The sequence below is a fragment of the Fictibacillus sp. EA-CB0309 genome, from assembly GCF_055814265.1.
Genome location: NZ_CP169271.1, coordinates 3,612,769 through 3,637,203, shown reverse-complemented (window position 1 = coordinate 3,637,203; position 24,435 = coordinate 3,612,769). Strand labels below are relative to the sequence as shown.

At 40.0% G+C, this 24,435-nt stretch carries 19 protein-coding genes and 8 pseudogenes; 23 read left to right on the top strand and 4 right to left on the bottom strand.

From position 1 onward, the window contains the following. The first annotated feature begins 236 nt into the window (after positions 1–236). Together ACEWFH_RS20405 and ACEWFH_RS20400 are read left to right on the top strand one after the other, a co-directional pair. Entirely contained in the window at positions 237–2,636 is a 2,400-nt protein-coding gene (locus tag ACEWFH_RS20405; protein WP_473725464.1) for a YhgE/Pip family protein, read from the top strand. A gap of 726 nt (positions 2,637–3,362) precedes the next feature. Further along, the gene (locus ACEWFH_RS20400; RefSeq protein ID WP_473725463.1) at positions 3,363–3,500 is read left to right on the top strand and encodes a hypothetical protein; all 138 of its coding nucleotides are present in this window, start codon (positions 3,363–3,365) and stop codon (positions 3,498–3,500) included. Positions 3,501–4,028: 528 nt separating this feature from the next. On the opposite strand, the gene ACEWFH_RS20395 is transcribed toward ACEWFH_RS20400, so the two are convergent. Continuing rightward, on the bottom strand, positions 4,029–4,685 hold the full coding sequence (locus tag ACEWFH_RS20395) for a B3/B4 domain-containing protein (RefSeq protein WP_473725462.1): 657 nt from the start codon (positions 4,683–4,685) through the stop codon (positions 4,029–4,031). Between the two features lie 75 nt (positions 4,686–4,760). Between ACEWFH_RS20395 and queG the strand changes: the two are divergent. The 7 genes and pseudogenes from queG (at position 4,761) to ACEWFH_RS20360 (ending at position 8,848) form a co-directional block, all read left to right on the top strand. Then, positions 4,761–5,905: pseudogene (gene queG / locus ACEWFH_RS20390) on the top strand (tRNA epoxyqueuosine(34) reductase QueG). Between the two features lie 59 nt (positions 5,906–5,964). After that, positions 5,965–6,165 (top strand): annotated as a pseudogene (locus ACEWFH_RS20385) (methylated-DNA--[protein]-cysteine S-methyltransferase); the annotation flags it as partial. A 62-nt stretch (positions 6,166–6,227) separates the two neighbouring features. Next, entirely contained in the window at positions 6,228–6,524 is a 297-nt protein-coding gene (locus ACEWFH_RS20380; protein ID WP_473727378.1) for a methylated-DNA--[protein]-cysteine S-methyltransferase, read from the top strand. A gap of 40 nt (positions 6,525–6,564) precedes the next feature. Further along, on the top strand, positions 6,565–7,446 hold the full coding sequence (locus ACEWFH_RS20375; protein ID WP_473725461.1) for an amidase domain-containing protein: 882 nt from the start codon (positions 6,565–6,567) through the stop codon (positions 7,444–7,446). Positions 7,447–7,533: 87 nt separating this feature from the next. Continuing rightward, complete coding sequence (trmL, locus tag ACEWFH_RS20370; protein ID WP_473725460.1) at positions 7,534–8,007, top strand: tRNA (uridine(34)/cytosine(34)/5-carboxymethylaminomethyluridine(34)-2'-O)-methyltransferase TrmL; 474 nt, start codon at positions 7,534–7,536, stop codon at positions 8,005–8,007. 284 nt (positions 8,008–8,291) lie between these two features. Continuing rightward, positions 8,292–8,633, top strand: coding sequence for a DUF5366 family protein (locus ACEWFH_RS20365; RefSeq protein ID WP_473725459.1), 342 nt, complete (start codon positions 8,292–8,294; stop codon positions 8,631–8,633). Continuing rightward, positions 8,621–8,848 (top strand): DUF5366 family protein, encoded by a 228-nt coding sequence (locus tag ACEWFH_RS20360; RefSeq protein ID WP_473725458.1) that lies wholly within the window; start codon positions 8,621–8,623, stop codon positions 8,846–8,848. The genes ACEWFH_RS20365 and ACEWFH_RS20360 overlap by 13 nt, the downstream gene beginning before the upstream one ends. A gap of 139 nt (positions 8,849–8,987) precedes the next feature. Here the strand turns inward: ACEWFH_RS20360 and ACEWFH_RS20355 are convergent, their stop codons facing one another. Beyond that, entirely contained in the window at positions 8,988–10,124 is a 1,137-nt protein-coding gene (locus tag ACEWFH_RS20355) for a transglycosylase domain-containing protein (RefSeq protein WP_473727377.1), read from the bottom strand. A 54-nt stretch (positions 10,125–10,178) separates the two neighbouring features. Beyond that, positions 10,179–10,825: pseudogene (locus tag ACEWFH_RS20350) on the bottom strand (transglycosylase domain-containing protein); the annotation flags it as partial. 170 nt (positions 10,826–10,995) lie between these two features. Here ACEWFH_RS20350 and ACEWFH_RS20345 point away from each other — a divergent pair. The 4 genes and pseudogenes from ACEWFH_RS20345 to yhbH all read left to right on the top strand — a co-directional run bounded on the left by ACEWFH_RS20345 (position 10,996) and on the right by yhbH (position 15,227). Beyond that, positions 10,996–12,890: pseudogene (locus ACEWFH_RS20345) on the top strand (PrkA family serine protein kinase). 190 nt (positions 12,891–13,080) lie between these two features. Continuing rightward, complete coding sequence (gene lepB / locus ACEWFH_RS20340) at positions 13,081–13,656, top strand: signal peptidase I (protein ID WP_473725457.1); 576 nt, start codon at positions 13,081–13,083, stop codon at positions 13,654–13,656. 33 nt (positions 13,657–13,689) lie between these two features. Beyond that, a complete protein-coding gene (locus tag ACEWFH_RS20335) occupies positions 13,690–13,863 on the top strand; it encodes a hypothetical protein (RefSeq protein ID WP_473725456.1) in 174 nt (57 codons plus the stop codon). Between the two features lie 197 nt (positions 13,864–14,060). Next, positions 14,061–15,227, top strand: coding sequence for a sporulation protein YhbH (gene yhbH / locus ACEWFH_RS20330; protein ID WP_473725455.1), 1,167 nt, complete (start codon positions 14,061–14,063; stop codon positions 15,225–15,227). Between the two features lie 9 nt (positions 15,228–15,236). Here yhbH and ACEWFH_RS20325 read toward each other — a convergent pair whose 3' ends face one another. Further along, on the bottom strand, positions 15,237–15,368 hold the full coding sequence (locus ACEWFH_RS20325) for a hypothetical protein (protein WP_473725454.1): 132 nt from the start codon (positions 15,366–15,368) through the stop codon (positions 15,237–15,239). A 253-nt stretch (positions 15,369–15,621) separates the two neighbouring features. On the opposite strand from ACEWFH_RS20325, the gene ACEWFH_RS20320 reads away from it, so the two are divergent. The 10 genes and pseudogenes from ACEWFH_RS20320 to ACEWFH_RS20275 all read left to right on the top strand — a co-directional run bounded on the left by ACEWFH_RS20320 (position 15,622) and on the right by ACEWFH_RS20275 (position 24,433). Next, entirely contained in the window at positions 15,622–16,476 is an 855-nt protein-coding gene (locus tag ACEWFH_RS20320) for a ComEC/Rec2 family competence protein (protein WP_473725453.1), read from the top strand. Between the two features lie 260 nt (positions 16,477–16,736). Next, the gene (locus tag ACEWFH_RS20315) at positions 16,737–17,405 is read left to right on the top strand and encodes an HAD family hydrolase (protein ID WP_473725452.1); all 669 of its coding nucleotides are present in this window, start codon (positions 16,737–16,739) and stop codon (positions 17,403–17,405) included. Then, positions 17,405–17,796: pseudogene (locus ACEWFH_RS20310) on the top strand (VOC family protein). Before ACEWFH_RS20315 ends, ACEWFH_RS20310 begins: the two are co-directional and overlap by 1 nt. A gap of 33 nt (positions 17,797–17,829) precedes the next feature. Beyond that, positions 17,830–19,380: a GNAT family N-acetyltransferase gene (locus tag ACEWFH_RS20305; RefSeq protein WP_473725451.1), complete on the top strand. Its 1,551-nt coding sequence runs from the start codon at positions 17,830–17,832 to the stop codon at positions 19,378–19,380. 228 nt (positions 19,381–19,608) lie between these two features. Further along, positions 19,609–21,357, top strand: coding sequence for a phospho-sugar mutase (locus tag ACEWFH_RS20300; protein ID WP_473725450.1), 1,749 nt, complete (start codon positions 19,609–19,611; stop codon positions 21,355–21,357). A gap of 115 nt (positions 21,358–21,472) precedes the next feature. After that, positions 21,473–21,736: a metal-sensitive transcriptional regulator gene (locus tag ACEWFH_RS20295; RefSeq protein WP_473725449.1), complete on the top strand. Its 264-nt coding sequence runs from the start codon at positions 21,473–21,475 to the stop codon at positions 21,734–21,736. 147 nt (positions 21,737–21,883) lie between these two features. Continuing rightward, positions 21,884–22,455 (top strand): annotated as a pseudogene (locus ACEWFH_RS20290) (sulfurtransferase TusA family protein). Positions 22,456–22,496: 41 nt separating this feature from the next. After that, positions 22,497–23,620, top strand: a pseudogene (locus tag ACEWFH_RS20285) (MBL fold metallo-hydrolase). A gap of 32 nt (positions 23,621–23,652) precedes the next feature. Then, positions 23,653–23,879: pseudogene (locus ACEWFH_RS20280) on the top strand (sulfurtransferase TusA family protein). A 68-nt stretch (positions 23,880–23,947) separates the two neighbouring features. Then, on the top strand, positions 23,948–24,433 hold the full coding sequence (locus tag ACEWFH_RS20275; protein ID WP_473725448.1) for a DsrE/DsrF/DrsH-like family protein: 486 nt from the start codon (positions 23,948–23,950) through the stop codon (positions 24,431–24,433). The last annotated feature ends 2 nt before the right edge of the window (positions 24,434–24,435 follow it).

Here is a 24,435-nt window from a genome sequence, read left to right as displayed (position 1 = left end):
TGGTGTTCGTTTTTATTTTATACAATATAGGCCGAAATCCCTTAAATATTTTAATATTTTACAATTTTCTGATTAATAAGAAGGATTTATCCTTGTTTATCCGAATTATACATTTTAGTAGAAGTGAATACTTATTCACTTTTATCAATGTTCTTATTTTGTATAAACGGGGGTAAAGGGATGAGTGTCTTTCGCTTATTTATGGTTGAAATGGTAAAGCTGGCAGCAAAAAAGGGGTGCTGATTTCAGTTATTGCAGCGTTGCTCGTACCGGTCGTGTATGGTGGTATTCTTCTATCACCGACATGGGGGCCGTACGACAATTTGTCGAACTTGCCTGTTGCGGTGGTAAACAAGGACAAGGGAGCTATGTCCGGGGAAGAACCAATCAATGTAGGGCAGGATTTGGTAGCAGATTTAAAGAAGGGTCAGGATCTCGGATGGGACTTTGTTAGCTCGGCTGAAGCTAAAAAAGGTCTTGATAGCCTGAAGTACTACATGGTTATTGAGATTCCTGAAGACTTCTCACAAAGAGTCACAACGGTTTTAGAAGAGAATCCGCAAAAACTCGAATTGACTTATATTCAAAATGAAGGCTTAAACTTCATGGCGGCACAAGTAACGAGAAGTGCTTCGGAAAAGTTAAGAGAGAAACTTGGGGATAAGATTACTGAGAAGTATGCGAACAATATGTTTGCAAGTCTTGGCGACGTTTCTGAAGGATTTCAAAAAGCAGCAGACGGATCAGACAAACTAAATACGGGTATGACTGATCTTCATGATGGAACGAGCCAACTTTTGGAATCGCTTACAAATAAAGCGGCCGATATTTCAAAGTTAGCAAATGGTGCTAAAGAACTTCAAAACGGTACAGGTCAAATGGTAAATTCATTAGCAGCAAAACAGCCTGATATCAGTAAACTAGCAGATGGTTCACAAAAATTGAGTGCTGGTACGAATGAATTGCTGCAATCACTTCAATCCAAATCAGGCGATATTTCCAAGTTAGCTGCTGGTTCTGCAGCAGCGAATGAAGGTACTGGATTGTTATTGCAAGGGTTAAAGGATAAACAATCAGGTATTAGCGATCTTGCAGAAGGAGCCAAGCAGCTGGGAGATCGAATCCCTGAATTAAAACAGGGTACATCTGGAATTCTTACGGGTTTAAAAGGTGTTCAAGGTGCGATAAAGAGTGAAGTAGGTCCTGGAACACAAGCGATTTCAGCCGGAGTGAATACGGTAGTAGATGAATCTAAGCAATTGGGAGCAGGGTTGCAAGTATTATCAGCCGATCTTCAAGCTTTCTTAAAGCAGCATCCAGAACTGCAAAATGATCAAGCTTTTATGAAGATCTATGGAACGAGCCAAGCATTAGCTAAAGAGACTGCTGATCCGGCTAAGGGACAACAGCTGGCTGATCTTCAACAAGGAGCGGCAAAAATTGCTGCAGCCTTTACAGTCAATGAAGTACCTAATCCAAAATCTTTGGCAGACGGGATAAATCAGCTCGTGGCTGGCCAAACGTCAGTAGATAACGGTGTTGCCACATTAAGCCAAAAGGTCCCTCTTCTTCAACAAGGAACGGCTTCTGTTGAAAGCGGCTGGAACACGATGGTCGGTAAGGTTGGAGAGCTGCATGCAGGCACATCTCAAATTGCAGCAGGAAATCAATCCGTTAATATGGGATGGACCACTTTAACGAATGGTGCTACTCAATTAAATGCAGGAGCTACTCAAATCTCAGCGGGGAACTCTTCTGTTGAAAAAGGCTGGCGTGATCTGACTGCCGGTGCAACGAAAATTAACTCTGGCATGTCACAGGTTAGCGATGGAAACTCAACAGTTGAAAAGGGATGGGGAGACCTGACTGAAGGAGTTACGAAGCTGAATGATGGTGCAGGACAGTTAAATGATGGAAGCAGTGAGCTATCATCAGGTCTAATGGATGGAGCAGAAAAAACAAGTTCCATTAAAGCAGCTAACGATAAAAATTTGAGCATGTTCTCATCACCAGTTGAACTGAAAAGTGAAACGGTAAATAAGTATCCGCTTTATCGTGATTCTACGGCACCATATGTACTTTCACTCGCTTTGTTTGTTGGAATTTTGATCATGTCACTGTTCATTAACTATAAGAAGCCTGAAGGGATTTCAGCATTTGCATGGTTTGGTGCCAAGTTCATGAACCTTGGGGCACTTGCTATCGTACAGGCATTGCTTCTTTCCACTGTCGTTCTGCTTTTCTTAAATGTAAAAGTTCAGAACCCAGCTGGTTTTATCGCATTTGCTGTTTTTGTGAGTTTGGTGTTTACGGGCATCGTTTTATTCTTTGCCTCGTTTGGAAACATTGGACGTTTTATTGCATTTGCTCTTGTGATTCTTCAGCTTTCAACAACAGGAGCGAACTTGCCGATCGCCATGCTGCCTGAGAACTTGCGTGCATTAAGTGAGTTTTTACCATTCACTTATTCAATCGCCGGCTTTAAAGCGCTCATTTCATTAAATAATACAGGCTCTGCTTTTGCGAATATGGGTGTATTGCTTGTTTATTTACTCGCATTTAGTTTATTGGCTATAACAGTGTATCTATTTACAAAAACCAAAAGTCAGCCACAAAAGCTTGATTTAGCGGGCTGATTAGAAATCGAATAATACAGATGAAAAGTTCCTGGCTATGGCTGGGAACTTTTTTTGAATCTTCTTCTTGTACACTGAATATGTAGGTGTAAAGGAGGTCATCTATACGATGTATAAAGATCGACGTGCAACAGTCTGTCTGATTCTTATCACAATCTCCTTCGTTTCCATCATTTTTATTACAGCAGATATTTTTCACTACATGCATATGATCAATGGGTTAATGATAAGGATCTTTCAATCATTTCGATTACTGCTTATTATGCTAATTCTTTTAATATTTTCTATCCTTGTATTATTTCGTTACCTATAGTCTTATCCATATGCCCCTGATTTAAGGGGTTTTTATTTTGGGTAAGGCCGTTTTCGTATTCATTGTTGCTTTCGAAAGTAGTTGATTTCCGTTTCAGGCTGCTCGCTTTCCGCGGGGCAGGCGGTGAGCCACATTCGTACGTTTCACGTATAAGTGTCTCACCTGTCTAGTTGCAGTGGCTAGCCCCTCGAGGTCAAAAGTTAAATGGTCCACAAGGCAAAGTGCGCCTTGCTAGCCCATTCAGCTTTTGCTTGTCGGGGCTGAACGAGCCACTTCCACTTTTCGGACTGCCCGCCTGTCCCGCAGGAGTCTCACACCTTCCACTACAATCAACTGTTCAAAGAAGAAATAAAAAAAGATAAAAAAGCAACAATCCTTTAGAAAAGAGCCGAGGATAAAAAGCATAATGAGAAGTGGATGCGTTAGTCAGTCAAGTTGAAGAAAAGAATGGTGCATTTAAAAAAATCAGCGGTGAGATCGCAAATAAGCAAAGTGAACTTGATAGGTTAAATAAAGGCATACTTGCAAAAAGAAGGAACCTAGAACTTTAGTTGCTGGCGTTTTTCAAGCGGGGAAAGATATACCGCCCGGGCGCTATAAAGTAGAGCCAGTTAACGGATTTGGTAATTACTTTGTAAACGGGGGAAGTAAAGTGAACATCATTTTAGGAAGAGGAGACGATATGTTCCTTCCTGAATATGTGTTTGAACTGGATGAGGGTGACGAGATTGAAGCTACGTTGTCCGTGAAATACACGCTTGTAGAATAAAATTGGAGTTTGGCGGTACCGAATTTTTAAAATTGTTCAAAAGAACTTGTCATAAATGTCCTACTTGCTGCTTATATATAGAACAAGTTAGTTGTAGGTTTTAATGCAGGGCTTCGTTGATCCAATGAAGCCCTGCATTTTTTTGTTGAGCTCGTTTTGAAAATATATTGATGAGTTTACATGTTTTATTGAAATTTTCACAAGATATATTCACCAATTCACTCATTATATTGACAAGTATTCATGTTTTATTGACGATCCTACATAATTTGACATAATGAGCCATCAGTCACAACATTCAAACATCTGTTTAAATCACCTGTATCTCAGCAGTACCCCCATTTACTTGAGTGAACATTTTAGCCATAGATTCCAATAGTTCCTTAGCTTCACTTACATCCATAGATGGCTGCAAATACACGATATGCAGAGCATTCTTAACGCTCTCGTCCACCATCGTACGCTTCGAATCGACAATCGGACTGCCAAATGCACCAACAGAGTCTGCAGACAGCAATTTTCCTTCCATATTCATCTCACGCCCGTTCAAGCCCTCATATGAATCTTCTGCACGGCCAATACGAATCTCCACATCACCCTTGATCTGATCTAGATTGTATAGACCGATTGGAATTCCGAAACGGATGGAGAAGAAGTTATTAACATCTACCCCAGAATTGATCGGTGGGAGATCCTTGCCGCTTAACACACGGCGCAGCAATGCTTCTGAAGCGGGGCGATACCGTGAAGGATCAGTGCCCAGCGTTTTAAAGACAGAGCGATACTCGGCAACACCAGGGTAATCCGGAGCGGTTTTTTCTTCAAGTCGCAGTGATTCTGTAAATAGCTGGAATCTCCCCTTTATCATTTGCGGTGACTCGCTAATCGCGATATTATGGTATGTAATTGTGCCTATTTTAAAATTCGGGACAAGTTCGTTTATTTTTGGAGAAATTGTGATCATCATCGAACCCCGTTTCTGATTTATATATAATTGTAGTTTATCATAAGTGTGGAAAATAAATGTAAAGGAGGGATATGCGTGACAAGTGCCCAGTTGAAGGAAGAGATTGTTGCATATAGTAAAGAAATCGGAATTGACAAAATTGGCTTCGCACATGCAGATGTTTTTGGTGAGCTCAAAGAACGTCTCCGATTACAGCAGGACCTTGGCTATCAATCAGGGTTTGAAGAAAGTGATATTGAAAAAAGAACAGAGCCTGAACGGCTGCTTTCGGGTGCTTCAAGCATCATATCTATCGCTCTAGCATATCCCTCCAAAATGAAAAATGCCCCGAGAAGTACTAAGGGAGAACGAAGAGGTATTTTTTGCAGGGCATCATGGGGGAAAGATTACCACCATATATTAAGAGAAAAGCTCTCATTGCTGGAGGCTTTTATTATAGAAAAAGTTCCAGAAGCGAAAGTGAAATCAATGGTAGATACGGGTGAACTGTCAGACCGAGCTGTTGCTGAGAGAGCCGGGATCGGATGGAGTGCAAAAAACTGTGCGATCATGTCTCCTGAGTTTGGTTCTTATATGTATCTCGGTGAAATGATCACAAACATTGGGTTTCCTGCGGACACTCCAATGGAAGATCAATGTGGTTCATGCAATAAATGTGTTGAAGCATGTCCAACAGGTGCACTCGTGCAAGGAGGACAGCTTGATTCGTCTAAGTGTATTGCTTTTCTAACTCAAACAAAAGATTTCCTGCCTGACCAATATAGAGACAAATTAGGCAATCGGCTATATGGCTGTGATACATGTCAGACCGTATGTCCTGAAAATAAGGGAAAAGATTTTCACCATCATGTTGAAATGGAGCCTGACCCAGAGATTGCAAAGCCATTATTAAAACCGTTATTGTCTATGAGCAATAGAGAGTTTAAAGATAAATTCGGTTATGTATCTGGCAGTTGGAGAGGAAAAAACCGATTCAGCGAAATGCGATTATCGCTTTAGCTCATTTTAAAGATAAAACAGCTATACCAGATCTGGTGAACTTATTAAACCATGACCCTAGACCTGTAATAAGAGGAACTGCAGCGTGGGCAATTGGTAAGATTGGCGGAGATGGTGCGGAATTGGAACTATTATCTGCAAAAGAGCGCGAAAAAGACGATTTGGTTGCGCTAGAGATTGAAAAGGGACTTAAAATGGTTCGAAATCAAGAAATTTCGTAATCGCATATGTTTGAAGTGTCCGATATAGTAAGGTCAAGTAATGAAAAGAAGGGATAATTATGTGTCAGATTAAAACGTTACTCTATTACGAAGAAATGGAAAGCGTAATCGGACCGTTAACAATCATTGCAACGGAGAACGGAATCTGCCGTCTCGATTTTGGTTCAATGGAGGATAACCTTCCATCTTTACGTTCATGGATGGCTAAACATTTTATAAAGGGTGAACTGATCCGTTCTCCTGAATATTTGGAAGATGCCATTCAACAATTACATGCGTACTTTGCAGGCAATCTGCATGAGTTTAGCGTGAACTACGATTTATTTGGTACCGTATTTCAAAAAAGGTATGGAACCAGCTTACGAGTATTCCTTATGGTGTCACTTGTTCATATAAGGAAGTCGCTCAAGGGATTGGGGCTCCTAAGGCCGTTCGTGCTGTCGGAAGCGCGAATAACCAGAATCCTGTACCGGTTTTTATTCCGTGTCATCGTGTCATTGGAAGCAATGGAGCACTTGTAGGATACGGCGGGGGATTAGACAAAAAGAAATTTTATTATCGATCGAACAGAATAGCTGCAAGAAGACATCCTAGAGCCCTTAAAGGGTTCTTTTTTTGACATCTCACTCATATGTTAGTAGAAGCAGGAGGGATGTCTGATGTGGATGGAAACACTTAAAGCTTATATTCAAAACCAATCCCAATGGATGATTCATGCAGATGCAGATGGAAGAGGCTTCTTTTTACGAGAAGAACAAGAAAGCTTTATACGTAAAAAACAAATGTATACCGATAGAAATGCGTTTATCGTGAACAATCAAACGAACGGAAGTGTCTTGCGAACGACAGAATCGGAAGACAAAGTTCAAGTGGATTATTTGGTTCATTATAGCTTCTTAATTAAACACGGATTTGATTTTTACGTGGAAGAGATGTCACAGGAACGACGAGCCGTTTTTCAAGATGGTGATATGAAAAGTGATGAACCGGTTAACGTTGAAGGGAATTATCGTGAACTGCCGAAGATCGAGCGCGAAAATGAATCGATCTCCCCAACGAAAGGCGGATATGACAGGTTAGCTGCTGTTCGTTACGCGGAGCGATGGTGGAATACGTTCAATCCTACCTATAAGTCATTTGAAAATGATTGCACGAACTATATATCACAAAGCCTGCATGCTGGCGGAATTCCCATGACATCTCAATCCATTAAGTCTAAAGGCTGGTGGATGCGAAACAATTCATGGAGCTACAGCTGGTCAGTTGCCAATGCACTTAGGTGGTATTTGAGCGGCTCTAAATCAAGTCTACAGGCACAAGAAAAATCCGCAGCTCATCTTCTATTGCCGGGAGATGTGATTTGCTATGACTTTGATGGTGACGGACATTATCAGCACACGACAATCGTGGTGGCAAAGGACCCTACAGGTGAACCGCTCGTTAATGCACATACAACAAACAGCAGAATGCGGTACTGGGGCTATGAAGATTCAACAGCGTACACGAAGCGTATTCAATATAAATTTTTTCATATTCTTTAAGAGGAAAGCTTGCCTTCTAAAGAGTGATATTCCTAAAAAAGTGCTATAATAAGTACTTGTTGGAATATTGTTTTTGAGGTGAGCTTTTTGGCTATACATGTTGTATTATTTGAACCGTTGATTCCTGCGAACACAGGAAATATTGCGCGTACATGTGCTGGGACGGGCGCACACTTGCATTTGATTCATCCACTCGGTTTTTCTTTGGAAGACAAATACTTAAAGCGTGCCGGACTTGATTATTGGGAGCATGTAAAATTGTTTCATCATGATTCTTTGGATGCCTTTTATAATGAATATCCAGACGGTGAGTTTTATTATATAACCAAATTTGGTGAACAAACATACTCAAATTTTGATTACTCGGATTCAGAGAAGGATGTCTTTTTTGTTTTTGGAAAAGAAACGAAGGGGCTACCTCGGGAAGTAATTGATGCGAACATGGAAAGATGTCTGCGCATTCCGATGAATGAACACATTCGTTCATTGAACTTATCGAATACAGCAGCGATCTTAATCTATGAAGCTCTGCGTCAGCAAAATTTTGGAGAGTTGAAATAGAATAACAGTGGAAATAAAAAAACGTCCTTTTATGGAAAGGGACGTTTTTACTTCCATATGTATATGGATTAGTTTTTTCCAGGACGATCGTTATAGCCTGCTGTAAAGATTGCAGTCAGGAAGGCGAGCATCACGAGTAGGATGAGGATAAAATCCATTTGAACTCCTCCTTTGAAAGTAGTCTTATTCTTTCCATTCTCTCTACTCATTATAAATGAAAACGGTTTTCATGGGAATGCATTTCTGCGAAGATTTAACATTTTGAGGGGATTCGTGTTGCGCTAATGAAGAAAAACGTTTATATGACAGGGTATCTTCCGCTGTTTTCAATTATCCTGTTCAGCTCTGGTTTTGCCATTTATTTTGAAAGACTTTTAATCGATAAGCTGAAATACTTTGGCGTTTATCAAGGAATGCAGGAGCTGTTTGCGGATCATGTGATTCACCTGTCTGTCGGCTTTTGTTTATTTTTATTGTTCTTTATGGGGTTTGCCGCTCTAAAACTATTATCGGATACACTGACTCACTTAAGTTTGTTTTTTTCTCGAGTGATTCGGAAGGAACGCTGCTGCAGCAGGGAAAGAGCGGGGGATGGTTCTTTTTTGCTGGCGGAATGCTTGCGATAATCTTAAACCACTCGCTTCTGCTTATATGTATAGTGTTTGTTGCGGCATCACTTGTGTATTTCTTTTATCTTTTATTGCGGATTGGTGCGAGCTTAACCACAGTCGGCATCATCGGCATGGTATTTATGCATTTGTTCTTTTGGACTGGCTTCGGTTTGCTTGTCGTTTACACGGTGATGCGTTTATATAATGCGTTCGTGGCGGCGATTACATAGAGTTGTCGAATATTGTAGATTCGCGGGTATATCATGGAAACTCGCGGAAATAGCCACAATTTCTTTAGTATGGCGTTTTATAAGTACCCAAGTTCCCGCTAAAAACCCTGTCGCTCAACTAGTGACAGGGTTTCTTCATTCATTTCTGATGTGCTTTGATCATAATATCCCGCCATATCATCACTTCTGGAGACAATCCCTCAATCGATTGAAGGCTGCTCGGTGTATCTCGGCCTACCCAAACGCCAGCCGTATAACGATCCGTCAGCCCTACAAACCAAAGATCCCTCACGTCGTTTGTCGTTCCGGTCTTTCCACCAATATAGGAAGAGCCAGAAAAGCGTGCATCCTTTGCTGTTCCAGAAAGCGTAACCTCCTCAAGCATATCCCGCATCACGGTATTCGTTTTCTCGCTCCACACTCTAACAGGCTGCTCACTCCATGCATATAAAACCTTTCCGCTCTTGTCCTTTACAGAGGTTATCAATCTAGGTTTAACATAAGTCCCATCAGAATTAAAAGTCGTATATGCACTTGTCAGTTCAAGCGGAGAAAAGCCTCTCGAAAAACCGCCGAGTGCACTTGCGAGCTGATGATCTTCTCGCGTAACGGACGAAAATTCAAAGCGCTCTATATACGAAAAAGCCTTCTCAACACCTGTTTTCTTAAGAGCTCGGACAGCTGCTGTATTAATTGAACGGGCCATCGCGCGTTTTAATGAGACAGTCCCATAAGACGCCTCGCCATAGTTGTTTGGACAATAATTACCTTCACAAATTCGTGCTGCTGAAATGAGAGAATGCGGTTTTGCGCCATACACATCAACATAGGGTGCATAAGCGAGAATAGGTTTAATAGAAGATCCTGGCTGCCGCTTTGCTTGATAGGCACGGTTGAATTCTTCTAAACCAACATTCTTTCCGCCAATCATGGCGACAATCTGTTTCAAAGCATGATCCACAACAACGACGGACCCTTCCACATTGTGATATGGCAAGCGCTTATTTACAGCCTGCAAAGCTTCTTTCTGCAGTAGGGGATCTAATGAAGTTTCAACCACAACACCGCTTCTTAATAGCTCATCTCGCTTCCGCATAAGCGCATCTTTCGTCAATCCCTTATTACCTGGAGCCTCCGCCAATAAGCTCAGCAGTTCTTCTTTTACGTAACCAACGATTTCAGGAAAGGGAACAACCTGCTGTGAAACATTTAATTTAATCGGTTGTTTAACTGCGGCAGCATACAATTCTTCATCAATAAAACTTTGTTCTTTCATTTTCTCTAAAATCCATTTTTGACGTTTCTTTGTGTTGTCGAGCTTTGTTAGGGGATTATTTAGTTCAGGATTGTTTGGAATTCCTGCAAGCAGTGCAGTTTCCCCTAATGTAAGCTCCTTAGCGGGTTTATTAAAGTAATAGCGGCTCGCTTTTTCTATACCGTATACACCATTTTGAAAATAGATCGTGTTTATATAAAGCTCCAGGATCTCCTCTTTCGTTAACTGTTGCTCAATTCGATAAGAGATGAGTAATTCTTTTAATTTCCTGTCATATGTACGTTCATGCGTTAAAAGAGATTGCGGGATAGCTGCTGTGTAATCGTGCTACCGCCTTGCTGGATGCCACCGTCTGTTGAGTTGGCAATAAACGCGCGAGCAATCGCCTTTCCGTCTATCCCATGATGCTGTAAGAAATATTGATCCTCGGTAGCGATAAACGCTTGGCGGACCTTTTCAGGAATTTCTTTATACGTCAGATAAATACGACTTTCTTCACCTCTGAACTCGTAAAGTAGGTTTCCGTTTCGGTCGAGGAGGCGACTGTTCTCATCAAGGTCAATGCTTTCTACCTTAGCAAGCGTTTGAACAGCTTTTTGAAACGGAATATAGTTTTCGTATTCATTTCTCAATCCAATAAATGAAAAGAACACGACGCTCAGTAAAAAGAGCACCGCGACAAGGCCAAGCTTCTGATTCATATGGCTTTCTCCGTTTCAAATCACAATGATAAACATATTTTACCATGAAAGTGATAATAGAAATTCTTCCTTTTTTAAATAAAAATCACTATTCAAACAGAATGATTACGGACATCCCCGCATAGAGTAGATTAACACTTGATGGAGCCAATACAATCAAGGAGGTACTCATGGATATTTTATCGAGAATCCAACTGCATCGTGAAGAAGAACAGCGTTTAGCCTGGGAAGGTACCTTCGCTGAATACCTTGATATTTTACGAGATCGGCCATTTGTTGCCCAGTCTGCGCATTCAAGAGTATACAACATGATCAAAGATGCTGGAATTTCAGAGAAGAATGGTCAAAAGGTGTATCATTTTTTCAGCGATCAAATTTTTGGTTTAGAAGAATCGATCGAACGACTTGTTGAAGAGTATTTTCATCCTGCCGCTAAACGCCTTGATGTCCGTAAACGTATATTGTTGTTAATGGGGCCAGTATCCGGTGGTAAATCCACTTTAGTTACGATGTTAAAAAGAGGACTGGAGCAATACACAAAAACACCTGCGGGAGCGGTTTATGCAATCAAAGGGTGTCCGATGCATGAAGATCCGCTTCATCTTATTCCGCAGCACCTAAGAAAAGAGTTTTATAATGATTATGGCATTCGTGTTGAAGGAAGCTTGTCACCGCTAAATACGATGAGGCTAGAACATGAATATGATAATCGCATTGAAGATGTAATGGTAGAACGCGTCTTTTTCTCTGAAGACAAGCGAACCGGGATTGGAACGTTCAGTCCATCTGATCCGAAGTCACAAGATATTGCTGACTTAACGGGAAGCATTGACTTCTCAACAATTGCTGAATATGGATCTGAATCTGATCCTCGTGCCTATCGTTTTGATGGTGAGCTGAACAAAGCGAACCGAGGGATGATGGAGTTTCAGGAAATGCTGAAGTGTGATGAGAAGTTCTTATGGCATCTTCTTTCACTCACACAAGAAGGCAACTTCAAAGCTGGCCGATTCGCGCTGATTTCGGCTGATGAGCTTATCGTAGCTCATACGAATGAATCGGAGTACAGATCATTTATCGCGAACAAGAAAAATGAAGCGCTGCACTCCAGAATTATCGTGATGGGTGTACCGTATAACTTAAAAGTTTCAGAAGAAGAGAAGATTTATGCAAAAATGATTTCTGAGAGTGACATGTCGCATGTTCACATTGCACCACACGCGTTAAGGGTGGCAGCCACATTCTCCGTACTGACACGCCTGAAAGATTCAAAGAAACAAGGAATGGATCTGTTAAAGAAGATGAGATTGTATGATGGGGAAATTGTTGAAGGGTTCAATCATGTGGATCTCGAGGAATTGAAAAAGAGTTCTCCGATGAGGGCATGTCAGGTATTGATCCGCGGTATGTCATTAACCGTATTTCTTCAGCCATTATTCGTAAAGAAACACCTTCTATCAACGCCTTAGATGTTCTACGTTCATTAAAAGACGGGCTTGATCATCATGCATCCATATCGAAGGAAGATAAAGAGAGGTTTATTAACTTTATCTCGGCAGCTCGTAAAGAGTACGATGATATTGCGAAGAAGGAAGTACAAAAAGCGTTTGTTTACTCGTATGAAGAGTCAGCAAAAACGCTTATGGATAATTATCTGGACAATGTGGAGGCGTATTGCAACAAAAACAAGCTACGTGATCCGCTTACTGGTGAAGAGATGAGTCCTGATGAAAAGTTAATGAGATCGATTGAAGAACAAATCGGGATTTCAGAAAATGCTAAGAAAGCGTTCCGAGAAGAAATATTAATTCGAATCTCGGCTTATGCGAGAAAAGGAAAGAAATTTGACTATAATTCTCATGAGCGCCTAAGAGAAGCGATTCAGAAGAAATTGTTTGCTGATCTTAAAGATGTTGTAAAAATTACAACGTCTTCCAAAACGCCTGATGAGTCACAACTGAAAAAGATTAATGAAGTTATCGCACGCTTAGTTGATGAACATGGCTACAATTCAACTAGTGCCAACGAACTACTAAGATATGTAGGTAGTTTGCTGAACCGATAAAATAACGAAACACACCCTGGACCCGATAAAAGGCTGTCAGGGTGTGTTTTTTTACAAAAAACGGGGAAAACTAAACAAATTCTCAAAAGAAATCATCGATCATGTTTATGATAAAAATAATTGAACTTGTATTTACTTATTTAAAAATGGTAAATTGATACTAATAAGCTAACTAAAGGAAGTGAGCTGTATGAGCTCGGCTCGAAAAGAAAGAAATGGATTAGTAGATTGGATTAAAGCAATTGGAGTTGCACTTATTCTAGCTATTATTATAAAAAAGTTTTTGATTGAACAATATGTCGTATACGGTGAGTCGATGATGCCTACCATTCAAAATGGCAATCGGTTGATCATCAATAAGATTGGCTATGAAATCGGAAATCCAGAACGGTTCGACCTTATTGTGTTTAAAGCAAACCCGAAAGAGGATTATATAAAACGAGTAATCGGCCTGCCTGGAGATCATATTGCGTACAAAGATGACAAACTGTATATCAACAACAAGGCAGTAGCGGAACCTTACCTCCAAGAATTTAAGCGGTTTGCTGGTAATCGGACATTGACGGGCAACTTCACACTCGAAGAAATTACCGGACATGACACCGTTCCAAAAGGCAAGATTTTCGTACTTGGTGATAACAGGCTGCATAGCATCGACAGTCGCCATATTGGCTTTGTCGAGATGACGGATATTGTAGGAGAAGCAAACATCCGTTATTGGCCGGTGGATGAGATGAAAGTTTTTAATGGTTTTAAAAAGGAATAAATGGGGAAAATTTTCTGTAAGAGGTGAATCCCTATGACAAAACAAAATAACGAACCTAAACGCAAAAACAGTTCAATGGTATCCAATTTTGAAGAAATGAAAGAACATGGAAAAATAATGGAACATGTTTCAACGAACGAAGAAGTACGCAAGAGCGGGAAAACGCCAGATCCCCAGCAGCACGACAAAAAGGAATACAAAAAATAACACCACAGGCCTTCTTTTCTTTTTTAGAAAAGAGGGCTTTTTTTATCGTGAAAGTTTAGCAATTATAAGGAGTACGTGCATATGATAGAGTAACCAACCCTTTTTTCTGATAAAAGCTGATTAGTAAATACAAGATATGCCCTGGGTTGATCAAGAAAAAGCAGCATTGAATCTTGCTGCTCTGGAGGGGATTAGCAATGAGTGAACCGGATAAGAACAATTTTGTTGTGTCTCAGGAAAACTGGTCCCTCCACCGAAAAGGATATCAAGATCATCAAAGGCATATGGAAAAAGTGCAGGAAGCCATTAAAAACAACTTGCCGGATTTGATAAGCGAAGAAAATATCATTTTATCCAACGGACGTGACGTCATTAAAATTCCAATCCGTTCGATGGATGAATACAAAATCCGATACAACTACGACAAAAACAAGCACGTAGGCCAAGGTGACGGAGATAGCCAGGTGGGGGATGTAGTAGCCAGAGATGGACGTGCCGGACAAAGCGGAGCTGGAAAAGGAAAAGGACCAGCAGGCGATAAACCCGGTGTGGATTATGCAGAAGCAGAGGTTTCCATTTTAGAATTGGAAGAGATGCTTTTTAAAGAATTGGAACTGCCTAATCTTAAACAAAAAGAACAAGACCAGATCGTGTTAGAAAAGATTGAGTTTAACGATGTTCGTAAAAAAGGACTTATGGGTAATGTAGACAAGAAGAGGACCATCTTAACTGCGTTTAAGCGGAATGCATTAGTTGGTAAGCCGAGTGTAGCACCTATCCATAATGACGATCTTCGTTTTAAAACATGGAACGAAGTCGTAAAACCAGAATCCAAGGCTGTCGTATTAGCCATGATGGATACGTCTGGATCGATGGGCATTTGGGAAAAGTATATGGCGCGAAGTTTCTTTTTCTGGATGACACGTTTTCTGCGTTCGAAGTATGAAAAAGTAGAGATTGAATTTATCGCACACCATACGGAAGCAAAAGTTGTTTCTGAAGAAGATTTCTTTAATAAAGGCGAAAGCGGCGGAACGATATGTTCATCTGCTTATCGGAAAGCTCTTGAACTGATCGAGACGAAATACTCTTCAAGCCGTTATAACATCTACCCGTTTCACTTTTCAGATGGTGATAACTTAACGAGTGATAATGCTAGGTGCGTGAAACTCGTTCAACAGATTATGGAACACTCCAACATGTTTGGCTATGGCGAAGTGAACGCATATAACCGTCATTCTACATTGATGAGTGTGTATAAGAATATGGATAATCCGAAGTTTAATCATTATATATTAAAAGAAAAAGCGGATGTTTATCATGCCATGAAGAGCTTTTTTAAGAAAAATGAAATTAATGCTTAAGAATGCTTATCATTGATGCCTTGGGCAGAAGTTGATCTCCGTTACAGATGCTCGCTTTCCGCGGGGCAGGCGGTGAGCCACATTCGTACGTTTCACTCTTAAGTGTCTCACCTGCCCGCCTGTCCCGCAGGAGTCTCGCATCTTACACTCCGATCAACTTGTCGATGAAGAAAATAACTTAAGTGACTCAATAGCATCAATCTTTTAGAAGAGAGCATTTTGATAGCATTCCAAGCAACATTTGAAAAGAGCTTTTAGAAACAACAATTCACAAAAAAAACAAAACGCCCGCATCCATGTATTGGATAGCGGGTTTTGTTGTTGAAATCAGCAGAATTACATATAACTAAGGATAGGTTTTATGGACGAAAAATGAACTTAAGGGGTGTGAGATTTGAAAACAACTAAAAGGTTAGCAGCGTTCTGTTTGAGCGTGTTGCTGATAGTAATGGCAGTGCCGCAAAAGGCTCATGCAGACTGGTTTGATCCGCTAACCATTCACTTTTTAGATGTAGGGCAAGCTGACTGTATACTGATTCAAGCTCCTAATGGCCAAACGATGCTGATTGATGGAGGAGATGAAGATGATGCTGAAGAGATTATCACGTACTTAAAGAGAGAAGGTGTGACTCACCTTGATATCGTTGTCGCAACTCATCCTCATCATGACCACATTGGATCATTGGACGATGTCATTCGCGAATTCCCAGTCAGTGTTTTGTACATGCCAAACCTTCCGTACGATACGAAATATTACCACGATCTCTTTCGTGTGATAAACGAAAAACAAATTCCTGTTGATCGAGCGAAAGCAGGAGTTAATTTTAAGATGGGTTTTTCTGTGAAAGTTGAAATGCTGGCTCCAAAAGGATCGTATTACAAACATATCAATGATTACTCAGCAGTAATAAAAATTAAGCATGGCAAAAAGAATTTTCTTTTGATGGCAGATGCAGGAGCAGCGGAAGAGAAAGAGATTCTGAGCCGTGGCGGCTATAAAGCGGATGTTATCAAGTTAGGACATCATGGTGCTAATACAGGTACGTCCATGGAATTCTTGAAAAAAGTAAAAGCAAAAACAGCAGTTATTTCAGTTGGACGGAATAATCCGTATCAATTCCCATCAAAAGAAGTGCTGTATCGGTTGGATAACCGGAAGATGACAGTCTATCGCACAGACCAGCTTGGTGCAATCATCGCAACGAGCAATGGGAAGAAAATCATGTTTAGAACAAATGTCCTTCATTAATAATGGCTCATCTCTAAAGATTTGTTGCTTTTATGTCTGTTTATTCTCTTCATTGAAAAGTTGATTGGAGTGCAAGTTGTGAGACTACGGCTAGGGCTCACCGCACGCCCCGCGGAAAGCGAGCGTCCTGGAACGGAAATCAACTACTTCCAAGAACAACAATGTATGCGAAAACAGCCTTTGAAAAAACGGTTTTCTTGCGTCTTTATGAAAAGTTTAAGAAAATAGGATAAAACGCATATAGATGGGATGGGGTTACCGTGATCAAAGCACTTGTATTTGATTTTGATGGAACAATTCTCGATACAGAAACTCAGCATTACAATGCTTTTCAAGAATTGTATCAGGAACATGGAAGCGATCTGCCATTAGAAGTTTGGGGAGAGTGTATCGGTACCCACTCTGACTTTAATCCGTACGAATATTTAGAGAGGCAAATCAACAAGAAGCTAGATCATGAGAAGTTAAGAGCAAAGAAGACAGAACGTGCCCTTGCCTTGATTTCAGAGCAAAAGCCGCTACCTGGTATTGAGGATTATCTTGAAGCTGCAAAAGAGCTTGGATTAAAGATTGGACTAGCCTCTAGTTCATCACGAAAATGGGTAGAAGAGCATCTTGGAAGAAGCGGTTTAATGCACCATTTTGAAGTTATCAAAACGGCAGATGATGTTGAAAACGTTAAACCTGATCCTGCTCTTTATGTTGAGGCAGTAAAAGCGTTAGGCGTAGAACCAAATGAAGCCATCGCTTTTGAAGACTCTGTTAATGGATCAGTTGCTGCTAAGAAAGCGGGACTGTATTGTGTGGCGATCCCCAATCCCGTAACTAAGCATATGACTTTTAGCGATGTTGATTATCAGTTGGAATCTATTGCAGAGATGAAACTGTCCGCACTAATTGAGCAAGCTGAGATTCAAGATAAGCAATGATTGAAGTATGCGGAATTAATCACATTACCTTAAGGGTTTCAGACCTACGCAAGTCAGTGGAATTTTATAGAGATATTCTAGGTGCTAAAATCGTTCATAAAGGGAATACAGATGTATACCTGGATTTCTGCGGAACTTGGCTATGTTTACTTGAAATTAAAAATGCAAAACCTATGAATACAGACCAAACTGGTGTAGATCATTTTGCATTTTCAATTAATAAAGAAAACTTCTCAAGAGCAGTTAAACACCTTAAGAAGAACAACGTACAAATCACGAGAGGCCCTTTAGAAAGGGGCGGCGGAATGACAGTAAGCTTTACAGATTCAGATGGAAATGAGCTTGAATTTTTACAGGTACACTATATGAACGGATGAAGAATTGGAAGTAATGAATATCGAAGCAGGTTAGAGGAGTGGATAAAATGAGCGAGATCGATGTTTCAAAATTTGAGAAAAAGATAGAACTTCGCAACATTGAGTTTGAGGATATAGATGAGATTTTAGAACTTCAGCAAATCTGTTTTCCAGATAACATGGAGCCTTGGGAACGAGGTCAGTTAGAAAGTCATCTTCGTATTTTCCCTGAAGGCCAATTTTGTGTAACGTATGAAGGAAAGATAGTTGGAAGCTGCTCGAGCTTAATGCTGAACTTTGACGAGTATGATGACAAACATACGTGGGATGAGATAACAGACAAGGGTTACATTACGAACCACGATCCAGAAGGATTTAATTTATACGGTATTGAAGTTATGGTTCATCCTGAATATCGCCGGATGAAAATTGGAGCTCGTCTTTATGAAGCGCGTAAAGAACTGGCAGAACAAAAGAATCTAAAAAGTATCATTCTTGGTGGGAGAATTCCCAATTATCATAAGCATTCTAAGGAAATGACGCCTCGAGAATATGTAAGAGAAGTCATCCAGCACAATATTTACGATCCAGTATTAACCTTTCAATTGATGAATGGTTTTACAGTGATGCGTTTAAACAAGAGCTATCTTCCTGATGACAAACAATCAAACGCATATGCAACACTAATGGAGTGGAACAACGTTGATTACATTCCTAATAAGACGAAGAAGTATTTTAAAACAAGTGAACCTGTTCGAATTACGACCATCCAATACATGATGAAGACGATCAATTCTTTTGAGGATTTTGCAACACAGGTTGAATATTATACAGATGTGGCATCCGATCAAGGTTCAGATTTCGCTGTATTCCCTGAACTTCTTACAACACAGCTGTTATCATTCTGTGAAGAGAAGAGTCCTAGCTTAGCGATTCGAAAGCTGACAGAGTTTACAGAGCAATACATTGAACTCTTTACGAATCTTGCAGTACGTTACAATGTGAACATCATAGGTGGATCACACTTTGTTGAAGAAGATGGGGATATCTACAATGTTGCTTACTTGTTCCGTCGTGATGGAACGATCGATAAGCAGTATAAGATTCATATTACTCCGAATGAACGTAAATGGTGGGGAATAACGGCAGGGGACAAAGTACAAGTATTTGATACAGATTGCGGTAAGATTGCAATTCTGATTTGCTATGATATTGAATTCCCAGAGCTTTCACGTATCGTGACAGATCAAGGTGCAAAGATTATCTTCACACCATTCTGTACAGAAGATCGACAAGGATACCTCCGTGTCCGCTATTGTTCGCAAGCACGTGCGATAGAAAATGAAATTTATACAGCAATTGCAGGTACAGTGGGTAACTTATCACAGGTGGAAAACATGGATATTCAATATGCCCAGTCAGGTATCTTCACACCGTCCGATTTCTCTTTCCCAAGAGACGGAATTGTAGGAGAATGTCATCCGAACATTGAAACGGTTGTAGTAGGGGATGTTGACCTAGAAATCTTAAGAAGACAGCGTAAAACAGGAAGTGTAACTCTTCTCAGAGACAGACGGTTAGATTTATATAGCGTTGTTCAAAAAGATAAAAGCAAATAAAGATAAGAAAAGTGGTGAGTGGATGAACTTGCCGCTTTTTTCTATTTCTCGGGAAATATCGTGAATCATGTCAAACAAACGTAAGGTTACCTGCCAGATTTTATTTTTTGTGCTGAAAGCGGTATAATAAAGGCCGTATTTAATAGATATGGCAGGAATAACTCGATTCATATCGAAACTTAATAAAAAAACATACATAACTTTTATAAACTAGAAGGAGGCAGTACTATGTCCTGGGAGACAACTTATGAAAAGTGGATTCAAAATGAAAAACTTGAGCAACCATTAAAAACTGCATTAGAAGGAATGAAAGAAAACAGGACAGCACTTGAAGACTGCTTCTATAAAAACCTAGAGTTTGGTACCGGGGGTATGCGCGGGGAAATCGGACCAGGTACAAACAGAATGAACACATACACCGTTCGAAAAGCTTCATTAGGACTCGCTCACTTTATTGAAGAGCAAGGGGAGAAAGCAAAAAAGCGCGGAGTTGTGATTGCTTATGATTCCAGACATCAATCTCCTGAATTTGCTATGGAAGCTGCTAAGACATTAGCTTCACAAGGAATTCAAGCTTATGTATTTGAAAGCTTAAGACCTACCCCTGAACTATCGTTTGCCGTTAGATATTTAAAAGCGTATAGCGGTATCGTTGTTACAGCAAGTCATAACCCGCCGGAATATAACGGCTACAAAGTATACGGTCCAGACGGTGGTCAGCTACCTCCAAAAGAGGCTGATGAAGTTATTCAAAAGGTAAACGCGGTTGAAGATGAGTTATCCATACCTGTTAAGACTGAAGAAGAGTTGAAGAATAATGGCTTAATCCAAGTAGTCGGTGAAGAAATCGACAAAGCGTACATGGAACAGCTAACAAAAATCAGCTTAAACCGTGAAGTGATCAAAGAGATGCACGACTTGAGCATTGTTTTTACGCCACTTCATGGAACAGCAAACCTACCTGTAAGAAAAGGTTTGGAACAGTTAGGATTTACTAACGTAACGGTAGTAAAAGAACAAGAACAGCCTGATCCAAACTTCACAACTGTAAAATCTCCAAATCCTGAAGAGCATGCTGCATTTGAACTGGCTATTAAGTATGGCAAAGAAGTTAATGCTGATATCTTGATGGCTACCGATCCGGATGCAGATCGAGTTGGAATTGCTGCAAAAAACAGTGACGGTGAATATGAGATTCTAACGGGTAATCAGACAGGTGCACTTATGATTGAGTACATTCTTTCTCAACGTGAGGAAAAAGGCAGTCTTTGTTCTAAAGGAATCGTCTTTAAAACGATCGTAACTTCTGAACTTGGGCGAGTGATTGCTGAATCTTACGGATTAACGTGTGAAGATACCCTGACAGGTTTTAAATTTATCGGTGAAAAAATCAAAGAATACGAAAAGAGCGGTAAACATACTTTTATTTTCGGATATGAAGAGAGTTATGGTTCTTTAATTGGAGACTTCGTACGCGACAAGGACGCTGTTCAAGCATGTTTAATGGGAGCAGAAATGGCTGCTTTCTATAAAAAACAAGGGAAAACCCTTTTTGATGCGTTAACAGATGTTTATGAAAAGCACGGATTTTACAAAGAGGATTTAGAGTCACTTACATTGAAAGGGAAATCTGGTGCTGAACAAATCGAGAATTTACTGGCAGGATTCAGAGCTGATTTGCCTCTTGAGATCAATGGCCAGAAATTGGTGGTTTCTGAAGATTACAAGGCAAGTGTTCAGTATGATGTTGAGAAGGATGAAAAGAATGACATTCATCTTCCGAAATCCAATGTACTTAAGTATCAACTGTCAGATGGTTCTTGGTTCTGTGTAAGGCCATCAGGTACAGAGCCAAAAGTAAAGTTTTATTTTGGTGTTCAAGCCGATACGAATGATAAAGCTGACGCAGCCTTATTCAACTTAAAACAGGCAGTCATGGATTTGGTTCATGAAAGAATGCAAAAAGTGGCACAATAAAAAGAATGAATGGCTGTAAGGCAATGCCTCACAGCCTCTTTTTTCTAATGGTTGACAAGATAATAAAAGAGATGTAGTATACCCCTATAGGTATTTTAATTAAGGAGGTGCTGAAATGGAGTACACGCAAGAAATGAAAAACCGTTTAAAAAGAATTGAGGGGCAAATACGTGGAGTGTTGCGTATGTTAGAAGAAGAGCAAGATTGTAAAGCTGTCATTACTCAATTGTCTGCTTCACGTACAGCTATTGACCGTACGATTGGTCTAATAGTCGGCACCAATCTGGAACAGTGTTTACGTGAACAAATGGAAAATGGAGAACAAATGAACTCCGATCTGGTTAAAGAAGCCGTACAGCTTCTCGTTAAAAGCCGCTAATATCTGTCATAAGCATCGTCTGTTGACAGATTCTCTTTTAGGATTTAATATACCCCTATGGGTATTAGAAGGACAACTAAATTTTTTTAAGTGTTTATATACCGGTACGGGTATATGTAATTAATAAGTTTAATGGAGGTTTTTTTAATGAGTATTAAAGTGGATCAAGTTTTAGACTGTAAGGGATTATCTTGTCCATTGCCAATCGTACGTACAAAAAAGCGATGGATCAGCTTGAGGCGGGTCAGGTTATCGAAGTTCAAGCTACAGATAAAGGTTCATTAGCTGATATTCAAGGATGGGCAAGAAATACGGGAAATCAATATTTAGGTACGAAAGAAGAGGGGGATGTTCTTAAGCACTATTTAAGAAAAGCTAACCCTGGTGAAGTAAAAGAAGCTGCTAAGTTTGAACATACCATTCAAAACGATGAGTTAGAAAAAGCAATAGCAGAGAATAAAGACGACATGATTTTGCTTGATGTTAGAGAACCTGCAGAATATGAGTTCAAACGTATACCTGGGGCAGTATCTATTCCTTTGGGAGAACTTGAAAGCAAATTAGACACACTTGATAAAAACAAAGAAATCCATGTTATTTGCCGTACTGGCTCGAGAAGTGATATGGCTGCACAAATTTTATCTGAAAAAGGTTTTGAACGTGTAAAAAACGTTTTACCAGGAATGTCTGAGTGGACTGGAACAACTGAATCTAATTAAAATTTTTTAAATAAAATTATACCCGGGGAGGTATTTGAAAAATGATTAAAGCATTAACAGCTAAAGAAGTAGCAAAACGTGTTGTAGAAGACAAAATGTTTATTCTAGACGTTCGTAATGAAAGTGATTTTAAAGACTGGAAAATCGAAGGTAAAGGTATTGAGTCGATCAACCGTCCGTATTTCGATCTTATTGATGGTGTAGAGGATGTATTGGAACACCTTCCAAAAGAAGAAGTGTTAGTTGTTTGTGCGAAAGAAGGATCTTCTGTAATGGTGGCAGAGATGCTTGATGAAGCAGGTATTAAAGATGTTTATTACCTTGAAGGCGGTATGAAAGCTTGGAGCGAATACTTGATGCCAGTGAAGATCGGCGACTTAAAAGATGGCGGATCTATCTATCAATTCAACCGTATTGGTAAAGGGTGCCTATCATATCTCGTTGAATCAAACGGTGAAGCAGCAATCGTTGACTCTGCTCGTACAATTGAAGCTTATGAAGATTTTGCTAAAGAAAAAATATTGAAATTAAGCACATGATTGATACTCACCTTCATGCTGACCACATTTCTGGCGGACGCCGTCTTGCTGAAAAAACAGGGGCAAATTACTGGCTGCCTCCAAAAGATGCTGAAGAGGTAACGTTCTCTTATGAAGCATTAGAAGAAGGCAAAGACATTACGATCGGTCATACAAAAATCGAAATTCAGCCGATTTATACGCCAGGTCATACGATTGGAAGTACTTCTATGATCGTTGACGAACAATACTTGCTTTCTGGAGATATTCTGTTTGTTGATTCAATCGGACGTCCAGACCTTGCTGGTAAAGCTGAGGACTGGGTGAGTGATTTGCGTGATTCTTTATACAACAAATACAAGAATCTTTCAAAAGATCTTGTCGTATTGCCAGCTCACTTTGGTAAAATCAGCGAACTGGATGAAAAGGGTGCAGTATCAGCTCCACTAGGCGAGTTATTTGAAAAGAACGAAGGGTTAAACATTAAGAGTGAAGATGAGTTCCGTAAGGCTGTAACAGAAAACTTACCGCCTCAGCCAAACGCATACCAAGAAATTCGTGAAATAAACATGGGTAAAATGGATCCTTCAACGGATGAACAGCGTGATATGGAAATTGGTCCGAACCGCTGTGCGATCACTGAATAAATAAAAACTTAAATTACTAGGAGGCTCTTCAAATGAACGTAAAACAAACATTAGATACAAAAGGGTTATCTTGCCCAATGCCAATCGTAAAAACAAAAAAACTATGGATACTCTTGCTAGCGGAGATATCTTGGAAGTACTTGCAACAGATAAAGGTGCAGTAAACGATTTATCGGCTTGGTCAAAGTCTTCAGGGCATGAATTATTAGACCACAAAGAAGAAGACGGCGTATTCAAGTTCTATATTCAAAAAGGGTAATACTAAAAATTTTAAGCGAGCAGATATCTATAGAGGTATAGGTATCTGCTCCTGAAAAGGAGATTACAATGATGGAACAAACACAGAATAAATCAACGATGGTCGTATTTAGCGGTGATTTGGATAAAGCGATGGCGAGTTTTATTATCGCAACTGGTGCAGCTGCAATGGGGAAACAAGTTACAATGTTCTTTACGTTCTGGGGACTTAACATCTTGAGAAAAGAAGAGTATGTAAATGTAAATAAAACGTTTATGGATAAGATGTTCGCGAAAATGATGCCGCGTGGGCCTGAAAAGCTTGGCATTTCTAAGATGAACTATGGTGGTTTAGGCGGCAAGATGATGAAGTATACGATGAAAAAGAAAAACATCGTAACGTTAAAAGAGCTAATTGAAATGGCTCAAGATCTTGATGTGAAGATGGTTGCGTGTACGATGTCTATGGATGTAATGGGTATTACGCAAGATGAACTTATCGATGGTTTGGATTATGCAGGTGTAGCATCTTACCTCGCTGATGCAGATGAGTCTAAGATTAACTTATTTATCTAAGT